Here is a 25,516-nt window from a genome sequence, read left to right on the forward strand (position 1 = left end):
CCTTTTGCATCAAATATATCCCTTATAATTGTCATCATCATTAAGTGTATTTAAAAGATGCTTAATCTCTTGGTCCTTATCTTTATCCATAACCAAGATAACATCACCTGCGTCTACTATAACTAAGTCCTTTATTCCAAAGCCTATTACTAGATTTTTATTACCAAATACAGAACAGTTTTCGCATTCCTCTAAGAAAACGTTCTTTGAAATACTATTGTTCCTATGGGTACCTAAAAATCTACTTAATGCACTAAAGCTTCCTATATCATCCCATAAAAAGTCACTCTTCAGAACATAGGCCTTTCTTGTTTTTTGCATAACTCCAAAATCTATGGAGATACCATCTATCAAGCAATATTGTTCTGTTATTGTACTTTCTTCGTTTTCTGTCCCAAGGTTCTTATATATCTCCATCAAACTTTTATACATCTTAGGAAGATATTTTTCTATCTCTCTCAAAATTACGTCTGCTCTAAAAACAAACATACCGCTGTTCCAAAGATAGGTGCCCTTTAGTATGAAGTCTTTTGCTACCTCAATATTAGGTTTTTCAGTAAACCTGGCAACCTTAAAAGTAGCTATATTTCCACCAACTCTTTCGCCCATCTCAATATAACCATACCCTGTTTCCGGTCTAGTTGGTTCAATTCCTAAAGTTACTATACCTCTTCTTCTATCTGCTATTTCCACTGCCTGCTCTAAAGTGTCCAAGAAGTTCTTCTCTCCTTCAATATGGTGATCTGAAGGTAATACCATCATCACAGCATCCTTATCATTTTTAAGAAGCTTTACAGCTGCAAGACCTATGCAAGTAGCTGTCTCCTTATTGCTGGGTTCTGTGAATATATTATCAGCACAAATGTCTGATAGCTCTTCTTTTATTTGATTCTCATAATCTTGATTGGTAATAACATAGATATTGTCAGTCGGTACCAATGGGCGAACTCTTTCAACAGTATTAACTAAAAAGCTTTTGTTATTTACCACCTTCAAAAACTGTTTAGGTCTGTCTGATCTAGATAGTGGATAAAGTCTTGTTCCCTTGCCTCCTGCTAAAATCAGTGCATAAAGCATTTAGCCTTCAACTCCAAGTATTGTTATACACTATACTATGTTTATCCCTGAAGTAGTGTGAAATATCTTTTCAAATAAATGGAAATATATACTGAGACTCATATCTCCAATTTATTATTAATTGCTTAATACTTTCAATGACTCACTCATTTCATTAATAACTAATAAACGCAGATCTTTATTATTAAACTCTAATACTTTCACTAAAGTAGCTTGTTCATTTGAAAAACACTTAATTGTAGTTGGTGCCGGCCATATTATTGGACAAGATGGTCTAATTGAAAAATTGAAGACTAAGGGATATACTATTACAAGACTTGAATAGTATGGTATGAAAATATGCCCTAATATGAAATGAGATAAAAAAAGCTGTTTACCTAGTAGCTTTTTTTATCTCATTTTTCATTCTTAATATCTAAAATACTGCAATAAACTTATAAAATTTTTCCTATATAAACATTTATAAATAAAACTTTTTAAATTTATAACTTCTTAAAAATTTACGCCTAAAATGCAGGTTTGAGAGCACTTTAAGACTTACTGCATTAATTAATAACTTTTTATTATCTCCAAATCACATTTTTCTTTGTCATTTCTATAACTAGTATATGAGATTTTTCTATGGCCTTAATCTTTACATCTTCTTCAACAATCTCAGCTGCATCTCTTTGATTAAGCTCTGTACCATTTACTGTACTTGTGCCTTCTATTTGTACCATATACGCCTGTCTTCTGTTCCCTACAGCAAAGTCTATTTCCTTGCCTTCTTCTAATTCAAGTGCATAGAAATTTATATCTTGATTTACTTTTATAGGCGCATCTCCTTGTTTTGAAGATACAAAATGAAACCATTTATTTTTTCTTTCTTCCCAATCAAATTTAAAATCTCCATATTGAGGAGTATGGTTCTTCTTATCTGGTAAAACCCAAATTTGAAGGAATCTTGCAGTTACATCACCTCTATTGTGCTCACTATGATAAACTCCAGTACCAGCACTCATATACTGTACTTGGCCTCTTCCTATCACGCCTTTACTTCCCATTGAGTCTTCGTGAGTAAGTTCACCTTCTATCCCATAGGATATTATCTCCATGTCCTTATGTGGATGCATATCAAAGCCTGTATGTGGCTGAATCAAATCATCATTTATTACTCTTAAATCTCCAAAACTAATATTTTCTACATTAAAATAATCTGCAAATGAAAAATGAAATAAACTATCAAGCCACTGATTTTTGCTACGTCCCATATCACTACTTTTTATTTTTCTTATCATCGCTTTCACCTCTATATAAAATTTAGTTAATTACTTTTAATAACCTTATAACTTCATGATACATTAACATTTTATCGTTGTCAATAACAATTATCAGTAAGTACTTGCTATTATAAACACTGTATTTTATAAAGTTTATCAAAGCATTTAATATATAAATTCATAAATACAAAAATACAAGCTCCACTTATTTATTCATCCTTAGCTTAACCACTAATAAAAATTAAATTATGAATTATTTTATAGACTGTAGAAAATATTATATGGTAACCAAATGTGTTACAAACTTTTTCTTTCAAAAACCACACTTAAATAGTATAATTATTACGAATATCAAAGGTCCGTTTTTAGGAGGAGTTTATGGATAAACTAATGGAGTTAGTACAAAAAGCTAAAGAAACTCATTGTCTTACAAAGGATGAGTTAGTTGAACTTTTAAAAAATGACGAAATAAATGAAGCAATATATAAAGCAGCTGATGAAGTTCGAGAAGAATATCGTGGAAACGAAGTTCTTTTAAGAGGACTTATAGAATTTACAAACATATGCAAGAGAAACTGCATGTATTGTGGGCTTAGAAGAGACAATAAAAACCTTGAAAGATATAGATTATCTGAGGAAGAAATCTTAGATTTTGCCACTAAAGCAGTTGGTTATGGTTATAAAAATTTAGTTCTTCAAGGTGGAGAAGATGATTACTTTACTATAGATAGAATGTCTAGCATAATAAGAAAGATAAAAGCACTAGGTGTTACTCTTACTATAAGTATAGGTGAAAAAACATATGAAGAATACAAAGCACTAAGAGAAGCTGGCGCTGATAGATATTTACTTAGAATAGAAACTACTGATGAGGATTTATACCATGAGCTTGATCCTGGTATGAGTCACGCTGAAAGAAAGAGATGTCTTAGAGATTTAAAGAGTCTAGGCTATGAAGTAGGTTGCGGTTCACTAGTTGGACTTCCTAACCAAACAATTGAATCTATAGCAGATGATCTTCTATTCTTTAAAGAGATAGATGCTAATATGATAGGCATTGGACCATTTATACCAAATGGAGATACTCCTCTAGCTGATTGTGCTGGTGGCGACTTCCACATGTCAATTAAGGTTATGGCCTTAACTAGACTACTTATGCCTGGTATAAGAATTACTGCAACTACTGCTATGGAAACACTTAATAAAAACGGTAGAGTTATAGCCCTTGAAAGTGGTGCCAATGTTGTAATGCCTAATGTTACTGAAGGTGATTACAGAAGACTTTATGCCTTATATCCAGGAAAGATATGTATAAATGATACTCCTGCTCATTGTAGAGGATGTATTTCTGGAAAGATTAAAGCTCTTGGTAGAACAGTATCCGATATATCAAATGATGGATCAATCCTTACTATTGAAAAAACTAACATTAGTTCTTAATTTAATACATATATACAAAGTTCGTATATAATTTACAAAAACCAGCTTGAGAATAAATCAAGCTGGTTTCTTATTTACTTTATTTTAATGCTATATTTAAAAACATTATTGAAATTAAGTGGTTATACAGTAGATGCTATTTAACCTCGCTCACACACGCTATAATTTAAACTTCTCTATTACTTCTTTTAAGCTTTCAGCTTGTCCATTTAAATCTAAAGCTAATTCATTAATTCTCTTATTATCCAAAGCTTCATCTTCTATTACAGCTGTTACTTCTTCTGTGGCTGCAGTGTTCTGCTGCGAAATAGCTGCAATATTTCCTATAGCTATATTTAAATTATTTTTTCCTTCGTCTATATTTCTTACAGAAGTCATTGACTGCTCTATTGCAGCAGATACTTCTCCAAAGGTTTTTTCTAACTCACTAAAGGATTCTATTGTTGATTTAACCTGTAACTGCTCTTTTTCAAAAGCTTCCTTTGCACTATCCGCAATTATCATAGAATCATTGATAGCTGAATTTACGTCTCCAATTATATTCTTTATTTCTAATGAAGCCTTTTGAGATTGCTCTGCTAATTTTCTTATCTCATTTGCTACAACTGAAAATCCTTTTCCAGCCTCTCCTGCTCTTGCTGCTTCAATAGAAGCGTTTAATGATAATAGATTGGTTTGATTAGTTATACTGTTTATCTCATTTAATATCTTTAAGATTAACTGAGTGCTATTTGTTAGCTTATTTATTGTACTAGCAACTTCAGTCATAGCCTGAGAATTTTCTTTTGAGGTTTCATGTAATTCATTTATATCTTTCGTATTATTCTTTATAGCATTTATAGCATTTTCTTTTGCATCATTAAGGGTTACTAATACTTCAGTAGTATACTTAAGTTGATCATCTAGGTCTGTATTTATAGACGCACAATTCATAGTATCTTCCGCCTGTTTAGATGATCCTATTGATATTTCTTGTATATTTCTAACAACATCCTCTGACTTTTCATTTATACTATTAGATACCTCTAAAAGATGAGATGAAATAGATGCTGTTTCATCTGCCAGTATTGCAGTGTTGGTTAACGCTCCTTTTAGCCTTGCCACCATATTATTAAAATTAATCGATAACTCGTTTAATTCTTTTATCTTGTACTTCTTATCAGATATAACCGTAAAATCACAATTAGAAACCTTGGTAACTAAAGATATAAAATTCTTTATTGGCACAGTAATTTGCATAGATATCGGAATAGATGCTAATGCTGCTAAAAACAAACATACTACTAGTATTATTAAGGAGTATTTGCCTACATGTAGTGCAGTACTATATAGTTCACTTGTAGGTATTAAAGCTACATACTTCCATCCAGTCTCTGATAACGTAGAATATGCTATATAATAAGATTGTCCATTTATTTTCTCCGTAAGTTCTCCTTCTTGCTTGTCCTTTATAGAAGAATAAAAAGCTTCATTATACTTCTCTCCCAAGGTTAATTGAGTATTCCCCCCAATTAATTCTCCTTTTTCATCGACTATTATTACCTTACCATTATCCCCTATATTAATATCTTCCATGGCTTTCTTAAATATACTATCTGCTACATTTATTTGAAGCACCCCAAGCTGTTTGCTTGAAACACCATTGTTTACTGACTTAATATAGCTTAATTTCTTTTCTCCATCTTGATCTGTAACTGCCCAGAAGCCTTTACCCGGTTCATCTATAGCTTTTTTATACCACTCTGTTTTCTTAGCTTCTTCTCCTATTTTTTGTGAAGAATCTTCAAACACCTCATTTTTAGTGTTAATTGACAATCCGTCATTATCTTTATATAAATATATACTATCTAATACTCCACTATTATTAAGACCTATGATTTTTTGAAGGTTCTGTTTAGCATCCGATGCTTTACTTATAACCTGATCTCTTTCACTGCTTGAGAAACTCATAGCATCAGTAATATTAGCATTGGATAATATCTGAAAGGATATCTGATCCGAAAAATCACTTATAAGTCTTACATAATGCTTGTTCTGATTTAAAATATGATCTGTAGATGCCTTAAACTCTTTAGTCATACTACTTGACATAACTGCAAAATTAAACGAAGTAGTAATTATCATAACAACTAATACTAGAGTTACAAAGGCGATAACTAATCTTCCAAGTAAGCTTTTTATACTAAAGATATCCTTAATAAAAACGTTATCAATTTTCTTGTTGCTAAGTTTAGATGAAAGCGAAGGTTTTAAACGTTTAGATTTAACTGATGATTTTAAATCCTTCTTTCTTTCCTTATTCTTAAGCCTCTTTTTAACCATAAATTCTCCTCCTCTTTATTAGGGCAATCGTTTGCACAAATGCGTGCAATTAAGACATCTATAATTATATCTAATCACTTATTGACAAAAAAGTCAACTTACATCCATTAGTAAGTTGACCTTTTTCTAAATATTTTTAAATAGGTTAAGATTTTCATTATATTTTTGCACAAAAGCTGTCTTATGTCATCGAATTCATTGCTTTTTGACTATGTCTCATTCTGTATGCAGCTATTAGCAAGAAAGCTACTGAGAATAACAGAAGAACAGCAAAATTCAATCTGATATCACTTAAACTATTACCATTTTGAAGCTTTTGTATTCCATCAATAACCCATCTTTGAGGAGTAAAGAATGATACTTTCTGAACTGTATCAGGCAATAATTTTGCTGGAACAAAGCATCCAGAAAACATAGCAGTTGCAGTGACTATTAAGCTAGTAAAGGTAGAGAAACTCTGAGATTCATTGAACAATGCTATACATAACATACCGAAGGCAACAGTTACTATTGATATCATAATTAAAAGTAAGAACATTGGTAATAAATCAACGCCAGTTTCTATATTAAATACATATTTTAGTGAAACTAATATAATAACTACTTGAAGTGCTAAGAAGATTACATTAGACAATATATTGGCGAAGGTATATTTTATAGTGGATACTGGAGCTACAAATATTCTTGAATAAGTATTCTCCTTTTTCTCCTTTATTGTTAGTCCTGATATCATTATAGATCTTAACATCATATAATATATCATAAACCCGATACTTGCCTCTGTTACAGCCAATCCATCACCTTTATCCTTAAGCGGAGTTTTTTCAATCTTCACAGACCCATTTTTGTACTCTTCTAGCATCTTATAAAATTTATCCTTATCTCCAGAAGCGGCTTTTCCTAAATCAGAAATATTTTTAGTCTGAAAATCTAATACCCCTTTTAAACTATCTGTGAAGCTATTTGCCTTTGAGGAGTAAATTTCTGCTCCAGTAATATCTCCTGACATAATATCATTTTCAAAACCCTTAGGTATGGATATGGCTAAAATTATATCATTCTGAGTTAGTTTTTCTTTAATATCCTTCTCATCCTTTATTGTTACTATATCTACCTGAGTCATATTCTTCACATTTTCTATTACTTGGCTTGATACTTTGGAATTATCATTATCTATGATACCTACTCTTATTGCACCTTGAGATACAGTATATAATTTCATAAATACCAATATTACAAGCACTGGTACTAAAAGCTGCATTAATGCTTTTGGAGAATCAAAAATTAATTTCAAGTTTTTCTTTACTAAAACCAAAATCTCATTCATTTTAAGCTTCCTCTCTTCTCATAATAAATGGTAGTGCCATAAATAAGGCTGATAATGATAGACATATCAATAATGTGGTATTGAATTTAGAAAAATCATTATTAAACGCTATATTAATAATAGTTCTATTTACCCATCTAACTGGCGACAACTTTGTTGCTATAGCTAAAGCACCAGTAACATTCTCGCTTATATAAACATATCCTCCACCAAGGAATGTTAAAGCCGGAATTATAACTACGTTTAAAAGCATTTGACCAGTCTTTTCGTCTTTAACTATAAACCCGAGACATACACCTAAGGATGATGAAAATAGATTTAAAGCTAACATTACTACTAGAATACTTAAAAGATGATCTCCCCAGTAAACTTTCAAAACGAAGGTAGCAAATAGAAATGCAGGTATCAGTGTTACAATGGTTATCAAGAAGGTTGCTATTATTTTAGTAAATACATATTCACCTCTAGACACACCAGATACAATAGTTCTTCCCTCTATCTTCATGTTTCTTCCTTCAACTACCATGAAGTATCCGAACATTCCACCATATAATATCATCATTGTTATTTCAACTACTCCATAGTAATCAAAGGATCTAGTCTGTCTGCCTATGGATACAGTATTCACTTTTGTATAGCTCTTTGAAAAATCATCATTCACTAATTTTATATTTTGTGGGGCAAGTTTACCTATAGCGCCATATACACCGTATCTTTCTACTATCCCTTGCAAACCACCCATAACAATATTTACTGAAATATTATCTTTTTCATTTTTATAAACTTGTATTTTATCACTTTGAAGTTCTACTAATATATTATCTGAGTTCTTCCTTACAATTTCCTTAGCTTCATTTATATTGCTGATTTCCTTAAAGGTTACTTTACCAGCTTTTTGCTCTTCTTTAAATCTATCAAATATATCTCTAGTATCTTTCGAACCATTATCTACATAAACTATATTCATCTTATCTAAATCCACTGTACTATCAAAAGCATTGGCCAGTGCGCTTCCAAGTATAACCATAAAAACTATTGGAAATACTAACATTGACACTAAACCAGATTTTTCTTTGATTGAATACAATATAGAATACCCTACATGCTTTAAAATCCTCATGATGATTCCTCCTAATCTCTAAGCTTTCTACCTGTAAGACTTAAAAATACAGTTTCTAAATTTATCTTTTTATACTCTATATTTCTTATTAACATATCTTTGCTACTAAAATAACTGATTATCTTATCTAAGTTATTTATTTCTCTTACTGAATTTATAGTTATCTTTTCATCATTTATTTCAAAACCTTTAACTCCTGGTATCTCTTTCAATTCTTTTTCAACTAGCTTTTCTATACCCTCAACTTGAATTTCAAGACTTTGAGTATCTGATACTATAGATATTAAAGCTTCCTTAGTTCCTTCAGCAATTACCTTACCATGGTCCATAATAACTATCCTAGAACACAGCTCTTCAACCTCCTCCATGTAGTGTGAGGTATATATAACTGTACATCCTTGCCTATTTAGTTCTTTAACAGATCTTAGTATATGATTTCTTGATTGAGGATCTATCCCTACTGTAGGTTCATCCATTATTATTAACTTAGGCTTATGAGCTATTGCACAAGCTATATTAAGTCTTCTTGCCATTCCACCTGAAAATTTCTTTGCTTGAGTCTTTCTATGTTCTAAAAGTCCTGTAAATTCTAGCGCTTCTTCTACAGCAGCTTTTAGTTCTTTTCCTTTTAATCCATATAGTCCTGCAAAAAAGCTTACATTTTCCTCTGCGCTTAATGCGTTGTATATAGCAAGACTTTGAGGCACCAAACCTATTTGACTTTTTATTAATCTTTCATTTGATTTAAAGTCTTTGCCAAACAGATATATCTCACCTCTAGTTGGTTTAAGAAGTCCTGTTATTATATTAATTGTTGTACTTTTTCCTGCTCCGTTTGGTCCGAGTAGCCCAAATATCTCCCCTTCTTTAACCTCAAATGAAAGGTTATCTACTGCTACATAATCACCAAATCTTTTAGTTAAATTTTTAATACTTAATAAGTCCATTATAAATTCTCCTCTCGATATAACATTTTATTTAAGATCGCTTCACGATTTATTTATCTGCTTTCCATACTTATATTATAGAAAAACCCTCTCTACTTCATCAGTAGAGAAGGTCATATCTTCACATGACTTTCGTCATATATATCATCTTTATCTCACATTACTTATATCATAAATAACTTCACACCTTGACTATATCTAGAACCAAAGCATTATATTTAGTGATATCTTTATTTCAGCGAATTTCTTAAGTATAAGCTAGATTATTAAAATCAAGTGGTTATGCAGGAGATGCTCTATGAGCGAGCTATTAGAATTAAATGATTTTTTCAGATGTAATGGCGTTAGGAAAATGTACTGTTCGAACGTAGTGAGTTTACATTTTTAGCCATGGAATATGAAAAAATCATATTAATTCTTTGCGTAAGCTCATTAAAGCATTGGATACATAACCACTTAATTTCATTATAGTGCTCTTAAGTTAAACCTTACCTTTTATATAATATATCGCTATTTGTGTTCTATGATTCAAGCCCGTCTTATCTAAAATATTAGTTATATAATTCTTTACAGTTCCCTCAGATATAAATAGCTTGGCTGATATTTCTTTATTTGACATACCTTCTGATATAGCCTTTATTATCTCTAACTCTCTTTCGGTAAATAAAGAAGTATCTATTTTTTCTTCATTATAGGACATATTCTCTTTAAATTTATTAAATACACTTTCTTCCATTACATTATTGCCGCTTGCGACTAACTTTATTGTATTTATAATCTTATCAGGAGGATTATTTTTTAATATATATCCACTAGCTCCATTACTTAAAGCCTCTTTTATATATTCATCCTCATCAAAAGTTGTAAGTATAATAACCTTTGACTTAGTTTTGTTTATTATCTCTCTAGTAGCATCTACCCCGTTCATTAAAGGCATTCTTATATCAAGTAAAACTATATCTATTATATTCTTTATACAAATATCTAACGCCTTGAGCCCATTTTCTGCTACATCTATAACCTCTATCTCCTCATCCATCGACAAAATTATCCTTAGACTTTCTCTAATCAAGGCATCATCATCACATATTAGAAGTCTTATACTCATGCTCTCTCTCCTTTAATATAGGTAATAATAAAGTTACTGCAAAACCGTCACTTCCATCAAATAATGCATTACCACCAGCATCTATACATCTTTGCTCAATCCCTGAAAGTCCTAGTCCCTTTTTTACATTAATTATTCCTGACCCATTATCCTTAACAAAAACCCTTATAACTTTATTTAATACATCTATAGCCACTTCAACATTACTAGCATTAGAGTATTTTATAGTATTAGTCAAGCTTTCTTTAATACTTTCAATAATTAAGCTCCAATGACTATACTTAATCTTATTAAGATCTCCTGTGTATACCAAACTATATTTTAATTCTGTTCCTTTTGTGCAGTCTTCTAACACCATCTTTACTCTATTTATTCCTAACTGCTCAGTTGGAGGTTTTACCTTCCTTAACGTAATTCTTATATCGTCCATTCCATCTCTTAGAACTTTAATAGAATTATCAATCATTCCTTCAGCCTTATCTTTGTCACTCTTCATTATAAATTTAGCAGCCTCAAGCTGCATTAAACTTGCTGCAATTGTATGCCCTATTTTGTCATGCATCTTTTGGGATAATGAATTGCGTTCCTCTAACTGAGTTGTATATAACACTTGTTTCTCATAACTTTTTAAATCATCTATCTCTTTAGTATAATTATAATTTTTTTCTCTAAGTAAATCATTTTCCTTTAGAAGATTATCAATTCTTGCAAAATGTTTTGTAAAAATTGAATCTAACATTATAATGAGTAAAACTATAAAAACATAGATGGGCTGAATACTTACACTCATAATAATAAGCATTACTATCGATACCACTGAAAATATTATCTCATTTAGATTAATTGCCTTGGTAATATCATATATTGAACATGGCAATAACACTATAAACAAATTATTTATATATATGCTTGAATATAATATTACGATAATAGAAATCACTGGTATAATTATACTGTTTTTATGTTTTATAAGAACATAATATGACACACTTGTTATGATATAAATTAATAGCAATATCACAATATTTGTAGAGAATACCTTCTCTTCAATATAATCATATATACAATATACAATTATTAAAACCCTAAGTAATAGTAAATAATCACTTCTATTTTTCAAAATGTTCTTCTCCTTAAAATTAGGATTAAGTTGTTTCACAAGCTTGTCTAATTTTTAACTTATTTAAGCAAGGTAACCATTAAGGTTTATGATTATTGCAAATATAAATCAAGCACTTACATAATAAATATTTATAGGGTTCCACTTTCTATTTTTAAGCTGTACATGATATATTTGTTCCATTTCAAATATGTACATCTTAAATTTCTTTAATGGATCCCTATATAATTGCCACTGTAAAAATCAGAGTGTCTATTTAATTTCTTTTAAACTCATTAAAGCATCGGATGAATGACCATTTAATTTCCACACGGTACTTTAAAAGTGCCTTAGTTAAATTTAAATATATCAATATACACAATTTTCCTTAATATCTATTATATGATTTATATATATTGGCTTCAATAATTATTATTTAAACTTATAGAGTAATCCATCCTGAACTGCTGAAAATGGAATATGAAATTCTTTAATTCCTGAAGCATATGGCGCGATATCGTATAGTTGAAATACTATAACTATTCCATCCTTATCAATATAGAAATCTTGTTTGTTCTTAATTCCTTTGAATCCATTTTCATCTTGGAAATACTCACTTGGATTTTTAGCAATCTGTTGCCTAATAATATCATTTATTTTAGTTTGATAATCATATCCTTCTTTAAACAGTTCAAATAGTCTCAATCTTTTGCCTTGATTAAAATCATAATTATATGTATTTCTTGTAGTTAACCCGTGTGCTCCACCAGTGAACTGATAATAATCAACTACTAAACTTACAAAGTTTTTAGTGTTATAAGGTATCTTATATACTGTATCTAATGAATAAGGCCTAAAATCTATACCTTTACTTTTTGATTCTGCTTCATCCTGCTTAGCTAGTTCAACCAAATCTTTTTGCCAGTCAGCTATATCTCCCTCAACTATACCATTAAACTCTTTCACGTTACTATTATTGTTTTCAACGATAATTGGTATTTTTATATCTATTGTTCCATATGACTTAGTTTCATTTATTCTCTTTTCAGTAAACTTATAACCTTCATCAACTAAAGTCATTCCACACATCACAAAACTTAACAAAATAACTCCGATAGTTTTTGATACTTTTCTTATGTTCATCATCTTTTTATCCCTCCCTATACTTTTGATAATATTTTATCCACAACTTAAATAACTATAAGCAGTTATAAACATAAAACTCACAAAACTTTAACAACTTATCCACATGCAAATGTGGATAATGTGAATAGTTTACCATTATATGTAATATATATATTGAATAATTTTATTTTCATTAAATATAATAACTATAGTGGTTTTATTTGGACCCAAAGTAAAAAAAGATCTATATAGGCTTAATTTTGCTATATAAAATTTGAAATACAGTTTTATATTTATAAACTTCACGATAAAGGAGATTTCTTATGAATAAAAAAGATTCGTTACTATCTATAGCATGTATAATTGTTACGGCATTAATTATCTTAGTTGTATTAATTGGGCAATCATTAAGAATTGAAAAAAAGTTAGGTTTTTTGCCACAATTGAAAATTGCTCAAGAAAATGAAAATATCCCCATAAAATCTGTGATATCTAGTGATACCTATTCTATAGAAAGATGCACTTTCACTACTGAAAGTGTTCTTACTAAATTCGACGGTGCTAACCTTACTACCGCTGACATTGGTATTCCGATTTTATGCTATCATGATGTTAATCCTACTAAAGGTAATAATCTTTTGCTTAATCCTGATAAATTTAGGCAACAGATGAAATACTTAAAAGACAATGGCTATTTTACACTTACAATGGATGAGCTTTACGGATATTTAAGAGAAAATACAGCCATCCCATCAAAATCAATAGTACTAACCTTTGATGATGGCTATATAGGTAATTATACATATGCATACCCTGTACTTAAAGAATTCGGGTTTACTGCAACTATATTTATGATAAGTGAGTGTGTGGATAAGGATTCATACTTAACTTCTGGTCAAATTAAAGAGCTTTCAGAATATGGCATTGATATAGAAAGTCATACTACAGATCATTCAGATCTTACCAAGCTCAGTTTATCAAAACAGATTGATATAATGAAGGAATCAAAATATTCACTTGAAAAACTCTTAAACAAACCAATTAACTATATAGCATATCCATACGGTAAACTAAATAATAATGCTAAGGAGGCAGCTGCTGCTGCTGGATATAAAATGGCTTTTAATGTTCAAGGAACTTTAACTGATAAAAAAGATAACATATACAACTTAGATAGGTTTTACATAGGCAACAATTTTTCTATGAGCGATTTCATAAGAATAGTTACTTTGAAACGAACTTAAACTTTTCAAGTATATAAAGATGAACCATTTCGGATCGAACTGGTTCATCTTTATATAACCTCCTTCCTTTTGATATCTATTGCTAATTTGTAGAAATGCCACTTATTATGTTATAATATGGGTGTTAAATAAGCTTTAAATATTACATGTAAAAAGGATGGATGATATGAAAAAGAAGGATACCTTTTTATCTATAGCATGCATAATTCTTGCTATATCTATTATTTTTGTTGTTTTCACAGGTCAGTCAGCAAGAAAAAATATTAGCTCCTCTACTCCAGAGATAAAAATTACTGCAAAAGAAATCACTGAAGTACCAAGCACTACGGATAAGGTTGTTGCTGATACTAAAGAGACTTCAACAGATAATTCTAATAAAGATAGATTTTCAGGATTAAAGCTTACAAAAGATGACAATGGATTACCTATCTTATGCTATCATGATATAAATCCAGTTAAAGGAACAGATTTAGTTCTAGACCCTGCTAAATTCAAGGAACAAATGAAATACTTAAAAGATAATGGTTATTTTCCAATAACATTGGACGAGCTTTATGGTTATTTCAAAGAAGATAAGGGTATCCCAGAGAAATCAATAGTTATTACTTTCGATGATGGTTATGTAGGTACATATACATATGCTTTTCCTATACTAAAGGAATTTGGCTTTAAGGCTACTATATTTATGATAAGTGGTTCCATAAATAATCCGGCATATTTAAATGTTGAACAACTTAAAGAGCTTTCAAACTATGGTATAGATATACAAAACCATTTTGGTGAAGTTTCTAATACATCCAAACTTAATATAGATAAACAAATTGATATGTTAAAGAAATCAAAACAGACTCTTGAAGGATTTCTAGGTAAAACTATAAGTTATGTAGCTTTCTCATCTTCTAACTTAAGTGAAGATTCAAAAAAGGCAGCAGAACAAGTTGGATACAAAATGTCTTTTAATCTTCAAAGCAATACATTAACCTTAGCAGATAAGAAAGATAACATATATAATTTAGATAGGTTATACATAGGAAATAAGCATTCACTAAATGATTTTATTAAGATATTAAATACTAAGAAAAAATAACTCAAAATAAAATGGGCATTTAAACTTTTAACTCATGTTAATAGTAAATGCCCATTTTTTATTCTTTAGAAATTTCTAATTCAATGCGATCTGTGGATTAAGGTGTAGAGGCTTCTTCAGTTTTTACTGAATCAGAGATCAACTTATTTATGCCGTCTATCTCTTTACGGTTTAGTTCTCTCCACTGTCCAATCTTCAAGTTTCCAAGATTAATATTCATTATTCTTATTCTTTCTAGCTTTACAACCTTGTAACCAAAATACTCACACATTCTTCTGATTTGTCTATTTAGCCCTTGGGTGAGCACTATTCTAAATACATTTTTGCCTTCTCTTTTTACAACGCACTTCTTTGTTATGACTCCTAAAACAGGAACTCCTTTAGCCATATTAGTTATGAATTCATCTGTAATAGGTTTATTTACCGTTACAATATACTCTTTTTCATGGTTATTACCAGCTCTTAAAATCTTATTAACTATATCCCCATCATTAGTTAGTAAAATAAGTCCTTGTGAATCTTTATCTAACCTTCCAATAGGGAATATTCTCTTTTTATGATTCACAAAATCCACTATATTTCCTTTAATCTTTTTTTCAGTAGTACAGGTTATACCGACAGGCTTATTTAAAACTATATAGACCGCTTCGTTTTCTTTTGCAATTGGTTTTCCATCTATTAAAACTTTTTGATTTAATCCTACTTTAGTTCCAGTGGTAGCAATTTGACCATCTATAGTTACTCTTCCCTGTTCTATTAACTTATCAGCTTCCCTTCTAGAACATATACCTGTCTCGCTTATATACTTATTTATCCTTAATTCTTCTTTTTTTTCATTATGTATAACTACATTCTTCTTCTTGATGTTGCTCTTCATCTATGAAATTCCTTTCAGTACAACAGTTAGTAATCTATCTTTTTTTCGTTGCCCATATTATTTATGGTTATTTTAATTTTCTTATTATCCTTTTGTTCATTATTATCTCGTATATATTGCTCTAAGTTTTGCAAATCACCATCATCTAATTTATGCCCAGAAATAACTAGTAATATATCTTTATCTGATAACTTTTTCTGTTCATTTAGATATTTAAAAAGCTTAGTAACCCCATCATCAACATTATCATGCTGCAACTTTAAGTCATCAATCATGTTTTGATTATTGGCGTTTTGAGAGTAAGCTTCATTTATTCTACCAAATCTATTTATTTCAAATACAATCTTAGCATTTGAATTAATAACTAAAGTTGTATAATTTTCATTATATAAATAAATAGCTACTGAACTTGCAACTATAATAATAACAGCTAAAAATGCTACTATTTTGCTATAATGCTTAAAAGTTTTTCTTTCTTTTCCATCCAACTCTTGTCCTATTTTTTTATCTGAATCATTATTCTTTATTCTAATAAATTCTCCCATACTAGTTAGGATATCTGAATATCTTTTTTCATTTTTTATAGAAATCCCTGTGTACTCCATATCATTTGGAGTTAGGTTTACATTAGTTGATATACCAACTTCATTATCAGCTCTCTCTTGGATATTAATATACTCTCTAAGATTAATATAATTTGGGTTAGAAAGTAATACAATATACGAAATTAAATAATCTCTCCAATTTTCAATTATACTCTTAGAAGCACCTGTAACTCTTGAAAGCTTAGAAATCTGTATGTCTCTTTTTGAAACAATTTCTTCAAAAAGAGAATTATTCTCTACTACAAATAAAGCTATATTTAGCAAATAATTTCTTGTTTCGTATTTAGGTGTTCTATTTATAAGATTTTTATTTGTAATCCCATATAATCTTAACTCTTTAACAAATAATGAAACTTGCTTTCCGTAAGAAAAGTCAATATCTTTAACGACCTTTATCTTAGGTCTTGATGAAAATATATATTTGTCTTTACTGAATCCATCCATTTTTAATACTTCCTATAAACTTAAAGTAAAACTCATTTCTTTAAGCTTCCTTTCACAATAAGTCTCTGTTTAGCTCCAATAGTGCATGTAACCAGTGTTATTGTCTCATCCTTCGTAGGACTTAACACATCTACCTCATCTGGATTTACAATAAAACTTGTTGTTACTAAATAAGTAAATTCTTTATCCTTAGTCTTTACTATTATTTCATCGTTTTTTTCAAGCTTATTTAAGTCTTTAAAATATTCTGCATAGGTAAAGTTTCTGTGTCCTGCTAGACATAGGTTTCCTTTTTCTCCTGGTAATGCAGTGTTTTTAAAATGTCCAACTGCATATCTGAGTAAATCATCATCTGTCCCTTCTCCAACTGCAACATTTATATCAATTTTAGGTATTATAAGCAGCGCTATTGGTTTAACATTAGATTGATTATTTTTATTATCACTATTAGAATCTTTCGATGTAGTTTTATCTTCATTTGATCCTAAATTACTTTTACTATCATCATCCATTTTCTCAAAGGATGCTCTTAGTTCAGCTTGCCTTTTATGGGCAGTATATTTCATAAAAATAGTTGCACCTATCATTGTTATTCCTGATACTATTAATATAACTGCTACTATATTAATAATTTTCTTTTTCATACACTTCCCCCTACTCATTTTGAAAATTTAATCATATACTATATTATAACATAGACTTGTTCTTAATTTTAATCATATAAAAAGTCTATAGAATAAAATGACTTCGTTATTAACAGTTTTTTTCTTAATATTCATACAATTTTATGTTATAATATTATTATAAAATATGTAGTGAGGTGATACCATGAAAAATAATGTAGTATATGTTGATTTTGCCCAGAGAAAGAAAGTAATTACCTCAGAAGAGTGCAAAACATCATTCTTTAGAAAATTAGTCGTAGGATTTAAAAGGATTTTTTCTGGTAAGTCAAACTCAAGAAAATATCTAGATACTGTATATAAAGCTAATACTATTTTATAACAGGCTCTTTGTAAACGTTTATAAAACACTTGTTTATAATATTATTGTTTTTACGGATTCACATGCTATATAAGTTAATATATTTTTTATACTTTACACTATAAAACCCTTATGTTCAAAACTAACTAAAAAAATATTTATTGCTAATTAATATTCCTCAAGTGCTACTTATAAAAGTCTGAAAGCTGTCTATTACCTTAAGAATGTTTTTATGGTAGAATACTATTTGAATATGATTTTGAGGTGATAAACATGAGAATAGGCATGGGATACGATGTTCATAAGCTTGTAGAAGGAAGAGACCTTATAATGGGTGGGGTAAACATTCCATTTCACATTGGTCTATTAGGGCACTCAGATGCTGATGTACTGCTTCATGCTATTATGGATGCACTACTTGGAGCTGCTTCATTAGGTGATATTGGAAAGCACTTTCCCGATACCGATGACAAGTTTAAAGGAGCATCTAGTATAAAATTACTTTCGGAAGTAAACAAATTGCTATTAGATCATAACTATAAAATAGTTAATATAGACTCCACTGTTATTGCTCAAAGACCTAAACTTGCTCCTTTCATCTATGAAATGAGAGTAAATATTTCTTCTACTTTAGGTATTTCTATAGATCAAGTTAATGTAAAGGCAACTACTGAAGAAGGTTTGGGCTTCACGGGTAATGGGCAAGGTATATCTGCACAAGCTATATGTTTAATAGATTAATTTAAATAATAAATCACCTAACTAACAGCTTATTTTTCAAGTCTGCTAGTTAGGTGATTTATCTTTATTCAATATTTATATTTAAATATTCACAGGTATTTATAAGTAAATATTCTGGATCAAAAGGCTTTGTTATGTACAAATTCGCTCCTAGCCCTATGCCTTTATTTATCTCCTTTTCTTGTGCTTTTGCCGTTATCATAAATATTTTAATATTTTCAAGCTCTGGGGACTGCTTTATTTTCTCAACAAATTGATATCCATTCATATTAGGTAGAGTAACATCTAACAGAATTAAATCTGGTTTAATCTGCTGCACCATATATAGAGCATCCTCAGCATTATTTGCTTCACTAATCTCAATACCCTCTAGTTCTTCAAGAGTCTGTTTTATTAATAACCTTATATTATTATCATCATCTACTATCATTAACTTTTTCATATTATTCACCTTCTGTCTGATTTACAGGTATAGTAAAATAAAAAACACTTCCTCTATTTACCTCACTCTCAAGCCAAATACTGCCTCCATGCTTTTCTACAATTGCTTTGCATATGACTAGTCCAAGACCTGACCCCTGAGTCTTTTGGGAATCATTTGGAATCTGCTCAAATCTTCTAAAGATTTTTGTATAATACTGCTCTGGTATACCTGATCCAGTATCTTCAACACTTATAAGAACTTCATTTTTATTATACATTTTTGCTCTACAAATTATCTTTCCTCTTTCAGTAAACTTAATTGCATTAGATAGTAGATTAATTATAACTTGTAAAATTTTATTTTTATCCACATATACAAAGGGGATATTTTCATCGATTTCATCATTTAGTTCTAAATCCTTATTGTCTAAAAGAGAATAAGATATCAGTATACCTTTACTTATTACCTCTCTTAAATCTGTCTTCTCTACTTTCCAATCAATTTTGTCTGATCTAAGCTTTGAGAAATCCAGTAAATTATTTATAAGTGAAGTCAATCTCTCACTTTCTGATATTATAATTTCTATATTTTCGCTTATCTTATTGATACCTAAAACCGCTTTACTAATTTCGCTTTTATCACTCTGCTCATTATTATTTTCATTTGTTATAAATGGAATTATCACCTTATTAAGTCTTCTATTTATTATCTTTGCAAATCCTATAATAGATGTAAGTGGTGTTCTTAACTCATGAGATACATCTGATAACAGCTCAAACTGCTCTTCTTCACTTTTTTTATAGACTATCAATTTATTTATCGTATTTTCGTGTTCACTTATTATATTTTCAAGTTTCTTTATTTCATTCCTTTTTAAATTATAAGCTATAAACAATATAATTGTTACTACTATTAATATACTACAAAATAATATTATGCTGTATTTAAAATTCTCCATAATGTTTAGACAATAATAACATATAACTATTACAATTACCTGCATGATTATTATTAAAGATATTAATTTAAATCTGCTTATCTTGTTATTGAACATAAATACCTCCAAAGGTTTTAATAAATATCTAAAATGATTACTTTTAAAATTAATGCTCTAGATTCTTTAACAATAAATCAATATTAAGGAATTATAAGATTTAAATTTATCATCCCGACAATCTTAACTTTACTGTCTATAAATATAACGTGAAGAGGGCCTGCCTTTATGACACGCCCCCTTAACTTCATTATAATGTAATTTTAACTCATACTAGCTACTTATTCAACGGCTTTTTTCTTTTTGTTACTAATAATGACCCTGCTACAATAAATACTGTTGCAAATAATAATATTGTTATAGTTGATATACCTCCAAGTTTAGCTATTTTGCTCACTCCAGCCCCATTAGCTACACTGCCATTATTTCCTGAGTTCGCAGTTACACCATTACCTGTTGAACCACCATTATTCTGTCCATTATTTGATGAACTACCATTTCCAGTATTACCATTGTTACTATTTGCATTATTATTATTGTTATTGTTGTTACTATTTCCATTATTGTTTCCACTATTGTTATTTCCTGTATTACCACCATTATTATCAGTATTTGTGCTTTCAAGCTTTTTGTCTGTAATTAGATAGTCACTACAGTGTGTAGTCACAAAAGAAATATATCCATCTTTAACAGTACTCTTACTAATAAGATTTAGCGAACCAGTCTTGTCGATATAATAAACATATAGAGCTTTATCATTATACTCACTATCTATCTTTTGCTTTACAGTTACATCAGTTCCAAACTTACCTTCTGGAAGATTATTGTCCATTCTTAATTCAAAAGCTAATCCCAGAGAATATTTTTCTTTTATACTCTTTAAAGCATCTTGATTCTCTAAATTATCATAAGTTCTAAATACCAAACCTGTAAGTCCAGAGTTAGCAAGAATGTCATATAGCTTACTTGAGTCTTCAATAGTTATTGTAGTGTCTCCTCTTTGTATTACTGGCTTAACATTGTTCTTTGCTGCTGCGCTGAATATAGCTTTAGCTACTTCTTCAATCTGGTTTGAAACAAGCACTTCTTTGCCAGCATTAGCTTCCTTAGCTATTTCTGCTATAACATCTTTATCACTTATAGGTGCCTTAGTTTCCTTTACGATAAAGCTTGGATCATAAGCATCTTTTAATGCATCTGTATTTATTGTTATATCCTTAACTTTATCTACAAGTATTACTCCACCAACCGCTGGAACTTTAACTGTAACCTTTCCATTCTCTACTACATAGCTTTCATTTTTGTTGAGTATATTAGTTAGCTTAGTCCCATCACTTATTCCTTTAGCTTCTAAAGTTATTTCTACTACAGTTGTCTTTCTATTTGCAACCACTAAGGCTTTATTTTCTTCATTTGTTCTAGTAAATGCTATTATATCATTTAAATTAGCGTTATCTACCTCAATTGGGTTTATATCTCCTGTTCTAAGAACACTATATGCATTTCTTATATTTGCTAAAGTAGCATACCATTCTACAATATCCTTATCCCCTTTTCCCCATATCATACCTCTTCTATTATCTGGATCATCAGCACCAACAATTCCTGCTTCATCACCATAATAAATACATGGCGCTCCTGGATAAGTCATTTGTAAGAAAGGAACTAATCTTAGCTTTTGTTTAGCTAACTCTGATGCTTCACCTGCAATTCCTCTTTGACTTTTTTGCCAACCATCTAATGCAGATAAAACTCTTTGAGTATCATGAGAGTCAACTAAATTAAGCATTGCTTCAAAAGCTTCCTTTGGATATTGTTCTCTCATCTTTTCTAATTCTTTTACTGAATCTGTAGCCGAAGTTACGGTTTTATTATCATCCTTAGTTCCTTTTGCAAAATCAAGAACTGCACCTCTAAATCTATAGTTCATTACTGAATCATACATATCGCCAAGGATATATCTTGATGCATCAGTCCAAATTTCTCCTATTATGACATTGTCGCCTTCAGACTTAACTGCACCTCTGAAATTTCTCCAGGTTTCATCTGAAACTTCATTTGCAACATCTAATCTCCAGCCATTTGAACCTTGTCTTAACCATAATCTAGATATTGCATCTTGTCCATCAATTATTTCATTTGCCCAAGATTTAACTTGATATTCTGATCCATTTAACGCTTGAATAACTGGCATAGAGTCATATCCCCACCAGCCTTCGTAGCTGTAATGTTCAGTTGAAAGACCTGAATCTACCTTTTTATTCTCAACCTTGAACCAATCTTTGTAGTGAAGATCTGTTATTCCCTTTGAAGCCAAATCAGCAGTAACTTGCTTCTCAGCATCTTGCTGACTTAGATTTTGTAAATTCATTAAATCATAAACTCTTGACCAATATTGATATGCTCCTATTGGCTTATTCTTAGCCATATATTTATCATACCTATCAAAGTACACGGAATCATCAGATACATGGTTAAACACTCCGTCTAGTATTATGTGCATACCTCTTTCACTAGCTGCTTTTGTAAGGTTTGCAAAGTCTTGCATATTTCCTAGCAAAGGATCTACCTTTGAGTAGTCTGTAGTATCATATCTATGGCTGGAAATAGATTGTCCAACAGGGTTAAAATAAAGTATGTTAACCCCAAGAGCCTTAAGGTAATCAAGTTTCTTTTCTACCCCTTTAAGGTCTCCGCCGTACATTTCATTACTCCAGTTACCGTCACCTACAGTTCCCTTATAGTCAGGGTTTATCTTTGGATTTCCATTTTCATCTTTTATCACATTTCCATCTTTATCTTTTAAATATTCAAGTTCAGGATCTTCCGTTATGCTATACCAGTTTGTGTAGAATTCATATGGAGTCATTCCTCTTGAAAGCTTTTGCAAGAAATCATTATCAGTATCTCCATCAAAGAATCTGTCAGGGAATATTTGATATACAACACCATTTTTCATCCAATCTGGAGTCTTAAAATCTTTTTTATAAATATTTAAACCATACTCTAAGACTGATGATAAATCTCCAGCCTTACCTGTTCCAAAATACCCATCATCATCACTATAGGTTTTTACATCTGATCCATTGGATATAACAAAATAATAGGTGTATTGTCCTATTGTATTAAGTGTAAACTTAGCAGTCCATTTATCGTGGCTATCATCAAAGGTACCATTCTTGCTCATTTCATATTTGTTTATTCCTTCTGGCCCTTTTACAATTATCTTTGCTTCTGTTAAATCATCTTTAGCCGCCTTTAAATTGAAGGTTAATTCTTCTCCTTCTTTTGCTGCACCAAATGGCATTTTATAATCTGAACTTTTAGAATCAAACGAAACTTCATTTTCATTAATCTTCACTGTAGCTGCATCATTAAAAATTGTCTCAGTTATTGGATCAAAGTTTATTGATACTAGCTTATCTTCTGAAAGTTCTATAGGATTAACCTTATAAGTTTTATCACCACATTCTATTACTAATTGATCATGAATTCCCTTTTTCAAACTTAGTTCAGCTGAATAAATTCCTTTATAATCATTATCCTCAAGCTTAACTTTTTCAGAAAGTTCAGGACCAGTTATAAAGGCATCCACCATTGTATAACTTGTCGAATCAACCACAAAGTGACTGTCATCGTTATAGTAAAATGTAACATCTCCAGCCTTTGAAACAACAAGTGGAATGTTAGCGCCATCTTTTACAGCCTTCTGTCCATAATTTTCAGTCCAGCTCCCCATGGCTATCTTATATTCATAACTTCCAGATGGAACATCTTTTAAAGTAAGTTTATACTTTCCATCTCCTACATATTCCATTGCAGTTTTATCTGATCCGGCAGTCCATGCTGATTCTCCTGCAACAGTTTGAATAGTACCTGCTATAACTACTTTTCTACCTGAAAAACCTGCAAACTTATATATAGAGTTACCATCCTTTTGATCTTGTACTGATGGATCCGTTATCCAATTGCCATCAACTATAAATTTATATTGGATTTCCTTTGCAACATCACCAACTCTAACTGAAGTTGACCATATTCCATCAGCATCTTTAACCATCTTAATTTTATTATTCTGCCAATTTGTTATATCTCCAGCCAAATAAACTTCCTTGGCATTTAAGTCTTTATATAAAAACTTCACAGTACCATTATCATTTAAAACTGGCCCACTTAATTCTACTGGTGGCTTAGGAACACTTTTGAGTCCTAATAATTCAGCTACTTTTGTATAGTCATTTATAGAATCATAAACAGTTTTGTTCCTTTCATCAGCAACAAAGACTACCTGTTTTCCACCACTTGGTATTGTTATTTTTACATTTGGTCCTGATGGAATTCCTCCGTCATCCCAAGAATAGTTATTAAGTATCTTATACTCAAAATCACCACCACTGGCAAAATATCCTGAATATACAAACAATCCTGTATTATTTAATGGATATAGCTCCCAGCCCTTTTCATCAGTTTTCCAATCAATAGATTGTCCACTCTGTCTTATAGTTCCAATCAGTGATGGACTTTTTAAATATTCTGGCACAGCTATATCGTTGCTTGCATATCCTTGTAAATAATCTGCAAAAATAGTTATTTTATTAGTTCCTTTTGGTATGATTACCTTTACATTATCTCCGTTATTTCCAACCTCTCCATTACCCCATGCACCATTAAAAGCCACTTTATATTGGAGCTCGTAATCATTTGCTTTAGCAGAATCTTTTATTTGAAAAGTTTTACTATAGATTCCACCACCAATATAATCAAGCTTAAAATTATCATCTGCAGGGTTCCAAGACTTACCACCATCTAATAGATTGTCTATGTTACCTGTTAGTATAGCTTTTGTTTTAAACTGATCTGCATTATTTATAGAATCATATAATTTCTTCTGTTTATAATCTAATCTAAAATATACCTTTGTATCAATGTCTAAGTTTAATTTTATATTGTCACCACTCTTAATTCCGTCTTTGCCATAATTCTCATCAAAAGATTTATTCATGGCAACTTTATATTCATAACTTCCTGCTTTTAGGTCTAATGAAGTTTCATATATACCATTTTTATATTCTTTCATAAGACCTTTCAAATTAGATGGATTCCACTGATCTGATTTCTCAGCAAAAAAATCTCCCACAATGGTTGCCATGGCATCAGCTTGTAAAACAACTTCATCTTCTGCCATAACAGGCTTCACATAAATATTACTAAACAAAGTAATAAATAATGTTAGGCAAGCGAATAAACTCAGAGCTTTGTAATACTTTTTTCTCATATTCATCCCCCTTATAC

21 protein-coding genes are annotated in these 25,516 nt (G+C 30.4%); 6 read left to right on the forward strand and 15 right to left on the reverse strand.

From position 1 onward, the window contains the following. Nucleotides 1-9 precede the first annotated feature (9 nt). Entirely contained in the window at nt 10-1,077 is a 1,068-nt protein-coding gene (locus bsdtw1_RS18755) for a mannose-1-phosphate guanylyltransferase (protein WP_183279053.1), read from the reverse strand. Between the two features lie 121 nt (nt 1,078-1,198). Between bsdtw1_RS18755 and bsdtw1_RS23755 the strand changes: the two genes are divergently transcribed. Further along, on the forward strand, nt 1,199-1,402 hold the full coding sequence (locus bsdtw1_RS23755) for a TraB/GumN family protein (RefSeq protein ID WP_183279054.1): 204 nt from the start codon (nt 1,199-1,201) through the stop codon (nt 1,400-1,402). A gap of 238 nt (nt 1,403-1,640) precedes the next feature. Here the strand turns inward: bsdtw1_RS23755 and bsdtw1_RS18765 are convergent, their stop codons facing one another. Further along, a complete protein-coding gene (locus bsdtw1_RS18765; protein ID WP_183279055.1) occupies nt 1,641-2,354 on the reverse strand; it encodes a pirin family protein in 714 nt (237 codons plus the stop codon). A 360-nt stretch (nt 2,355-2,714) separates the two neighbouring features. On the opposite strand from bsdtw1_RS18765, the gene hydE reads away from it, so the two are divergent. Then, nucleotides 2,715-3,776 carry a [FeFe] hydrogenase H-cluster radical SAM maturase HydE gene (hydE, locus tag bsdtw1_RS18770; protein ID WP_183279056.1) on the forward strand — a complete coding sequence of 354 codons (1,062 nt, stop codon included), beginning with the start codon at nt 2,715-2,717 and terminating at the stop codon, nt 3,774-3,776. A gap of 159 nt (nt 3,777-3,935) precedes the next feature. Here hydE and bsdtw1_RS18775 read toward each other — a convergent pair whose 3' ends face one another. The 7 genes from bsdtw1_RS18775 to bsdtw1_RS18805 all read right to left on the reverse strand — a co-directional run bounded on the left by bsdtw1_RS18775 (nt 3,936) and on the right by bsdtw1_RS18805 (nt 12,845). Further along, entirely contained in the window at nt 3,936-6,098 is a 2,163-nt protein-coding gene (locus tag bsdtw1_RS18775) for a methyl-accepting chemotaxis protein (RefSeq protein WP_183279057.1), read from the reverse strand. Nucleotides 6,099-6,279: 181 nt separating this feature from the next. Then, a complete protein-coding gene (locus bsdtw1_RS18780; RefSeq protein WP_183279058.1) occupies nt 6,280-7,425 on the reverse strand; it encodes an ABC transporter permease in 1,146 nt (381 codons plus the stop codon). 1 nt (nt 7,426) lies between these two features. Then, nucleotides 7,427-8,545 carry an ABC transporter permease gene (locus tag bsdtw1_RS18785; RefSeq protein ID WP_183279059.1) on the reverse strand — a complete coding sequence of 373 codons (1,119 nt, stop codon included), beginning with the start codon at nt 8,543-8,545 and terminating at the stop codon, nt 7,427-7,429. Nucleotides 8,546-8,556: 11 nt separating this feature from the next. Further along, a complete protein-coding gene (locus bsdtw1_RS18790; protein WP_183279060.1) occupies nt 8,557-9,492 on the reverse strand; it encodes an ABC transporter ATP-binding protein in 936 nt (311 codons plus the stop codon). Between the two features lie 481 nt (nt 9,493-9,973). Beyond that, entirely contained in the window at nt 9,974-10,600 is a 627-nt protein-coding gene (locus bsdtw1_RS18795; RefSeq protein WP_183279061.1) for a response regulator transcription factor, read from the reverse strand. After that, nucleotides 10,575-11,720: a sensor histidine kinase gene (locus bsdtw1_RS18800; protein ID WP_183279062.1), complete on the reverse strand. Its 1,146-nt coding sequence runs from the start codon at nt 11,718-11,720 to the stop codon at nt 10,575-10,577. The genes bsdtw1_RS18795 and bsdtw1_RS18800 overlap by 26 nt, the downstream gene beginning before the upstream one ends. Nucleotides 11,721-12,131: 411 nt before the next feature. Next, nucleotides 12,132-12,845 carry a DUF3298 and DUF4163 domain-containing protein gene (locus tag bsdtw1_RS18805; protein WP_183279063.1) on the reverse strand — a complete coding sequence of 238 codons (714 nt, stop codon included), beginning with the start codon at nt 12,843-12,845 and terminating at the stop codon, nt 12,132-12,134. A gap of 302 nt (nt 12,846-13,147) precedes the next feature. On the opposite strand from bsdtw1_RS18805, the gene bsdtw1_RS18810 reads away from it, so the two are divergent. Both bsdtw1_RS18810 and bsdtw1_RS18815 read left to right on the forward strand, forming a co-directional pair. After that, entirely contained in the window at nt 13,148-14,068 is a 921-nt protein-coding gene (locus bsdtw1_RS18810) for a polysaccharide deacetylase family protein (RefSeq protein WP_183279064.1), read from the forward strand. Nucleotides 14,069-14,234: 166 nt separating this feature from the next. Then, a complete protein-coding gene (locus tag bsdtw1_RS18815; RefSeq protein ID WP_183279065.1) occupies nt 14,235-15,155 on the forward strand; it encodes a polysaccharide deacetylase family protein in 921 nt (306 codons plus the stop codon). A gap of 97 nt (nt 15,156-15,252) precedes the next feature. On the opposite strand, the gene rluF is transcribed toward bsdtw1_RS18815, so the two are convergent. The 3 genes from rluF to bsdtw1_RS18830 are packed head-to-tail and all read right to left on the reverse strand — an operon-like array spanning nt 15,253 to nt 17,725. Then, on the reverse strand, nt 15,253-16,032 hold the full coding sequence (gene rluF / locus bsdtw1_RS18820; RefSeq protein ID WP_183279066.1) for a 23S rRNA pseudouridine(2604) synthase RluF: 780 nt from the start codon (nt 16,030-16,032) through the stop codon (nt 15,253-15,255). A 26-nt stretch (nt 16,033-16,058) separates the two neighbouring features. Continuing rightward, a complete protein-coding gene (locus bsdtw1_RS18825) occupies nt 16,059-17,081 on the reverse strand; it encodes an anti-sigma factor domain-containing protein (RefSeq protein ID WP_183279067.1) in 1,023 nt (340 codons plus the stop codon). A gap of 32 nt (nt 17,082-17,113) precedes the next feature. After that, complete coding sequence (locus tag bsdtw1_RS18830) at nt 17,114-17,725, reverse strand: class D sortase (protein WP_183279068.1); 612 nt, start codon at nt 17,723-17,725, stop codon at nt 17,114-17,116. Between the two features lie 184 nt (nt 17,726-17,909). Between bsdtw1_RS18830 and bsdtw1_RS18835 the strand changes: the two genes are divergently transcribed. Both bsdtw1_RS18835 and ispF read left to right on the forward strand, forming a co-directional pair. Further along, entirely contained in the window at nt 17,910-18,086 is a 177-nt protein-coding gene (locus tag bsdtw1_RS18835) for a hypothetical protein (protein WP_183279069.1), read from the forward strand. Between the two features lie 252 nt (nt 18,087-18,338). Beyond that, on the forward strand, nt 18,339-18,806 hold the full coding sequence (ispF, locus tag bsdtw1_RS18840) for a 2-C-methyl-D-erythritol 2,4-cyclodiphosphate synthase (RefSeq protein WP_183279070.1): 468 nt from the start codon (nt 18,339-18,341) through the stop codon (nt 18,804-18,806). 64 nt (nt 18,807-18,870) lie between these two features. Here the strand turns inward: ispF and bsdtw1_RS18845 are convergent, their stop codons facing one another. The 3 genes from bsdtw1_RS18845 to bsdtw1_RS18855 form a co-directional block, all read right to left on the reverse strand. Next, nucleotides 18,871-19,248 carry a response regulator gene (locus bsdtw1_RS18845; RefSeq protein WP_183279071.1) on the reverse strand — a complete coding sequence of 126 codons (378 nt, stop codon included), beginning with the start codon at nt 19,246-19,248 and terminating at the stop codon, nt 18,871-18,873. Nucleotide 19,249: 1 nt separating this feature from the next. Further along, nucleotides 19,250-20,284: a sensor histidine kinase gene (locus bsdtw1_RS18850; protein WP_183279072.1), complete on the reverse strand. Its 1,035-nt coding sequence runs from the start codon at nt 20,282-20,284 to the stop codon at nt 19,250-19,252. A gap of 217 nt (nt 20,285-20,501) precedes the next feature. Continuing rightward, nucleotides 20,502-25,499 carry an alpha-amylase family glycosyl hydrolase gene (locus tag bsdtw1_RS18855; protein ID WP_183279073.1) on the reverse strand — a complete coding sequence of 1,666 codons (4,998 nt, stop codon included), beginning with the start codon at nt 25,497-25,499 and terminating at the stop codon, nt 20,502-20,504. Nucleotides 25,500-25,516 lie beyond the last annotated feature (17 nt).

The organism is Clostridium fungisolvens (assembly GCF_014193895.1).
In the GTDB taxonomy this organism is placed as follows: Bacteria; Bacillota; Clostridia; order Clostridiales; family Clostridiaceae; genus Clostridium_AR; species Clostridium_AR fungisolvens.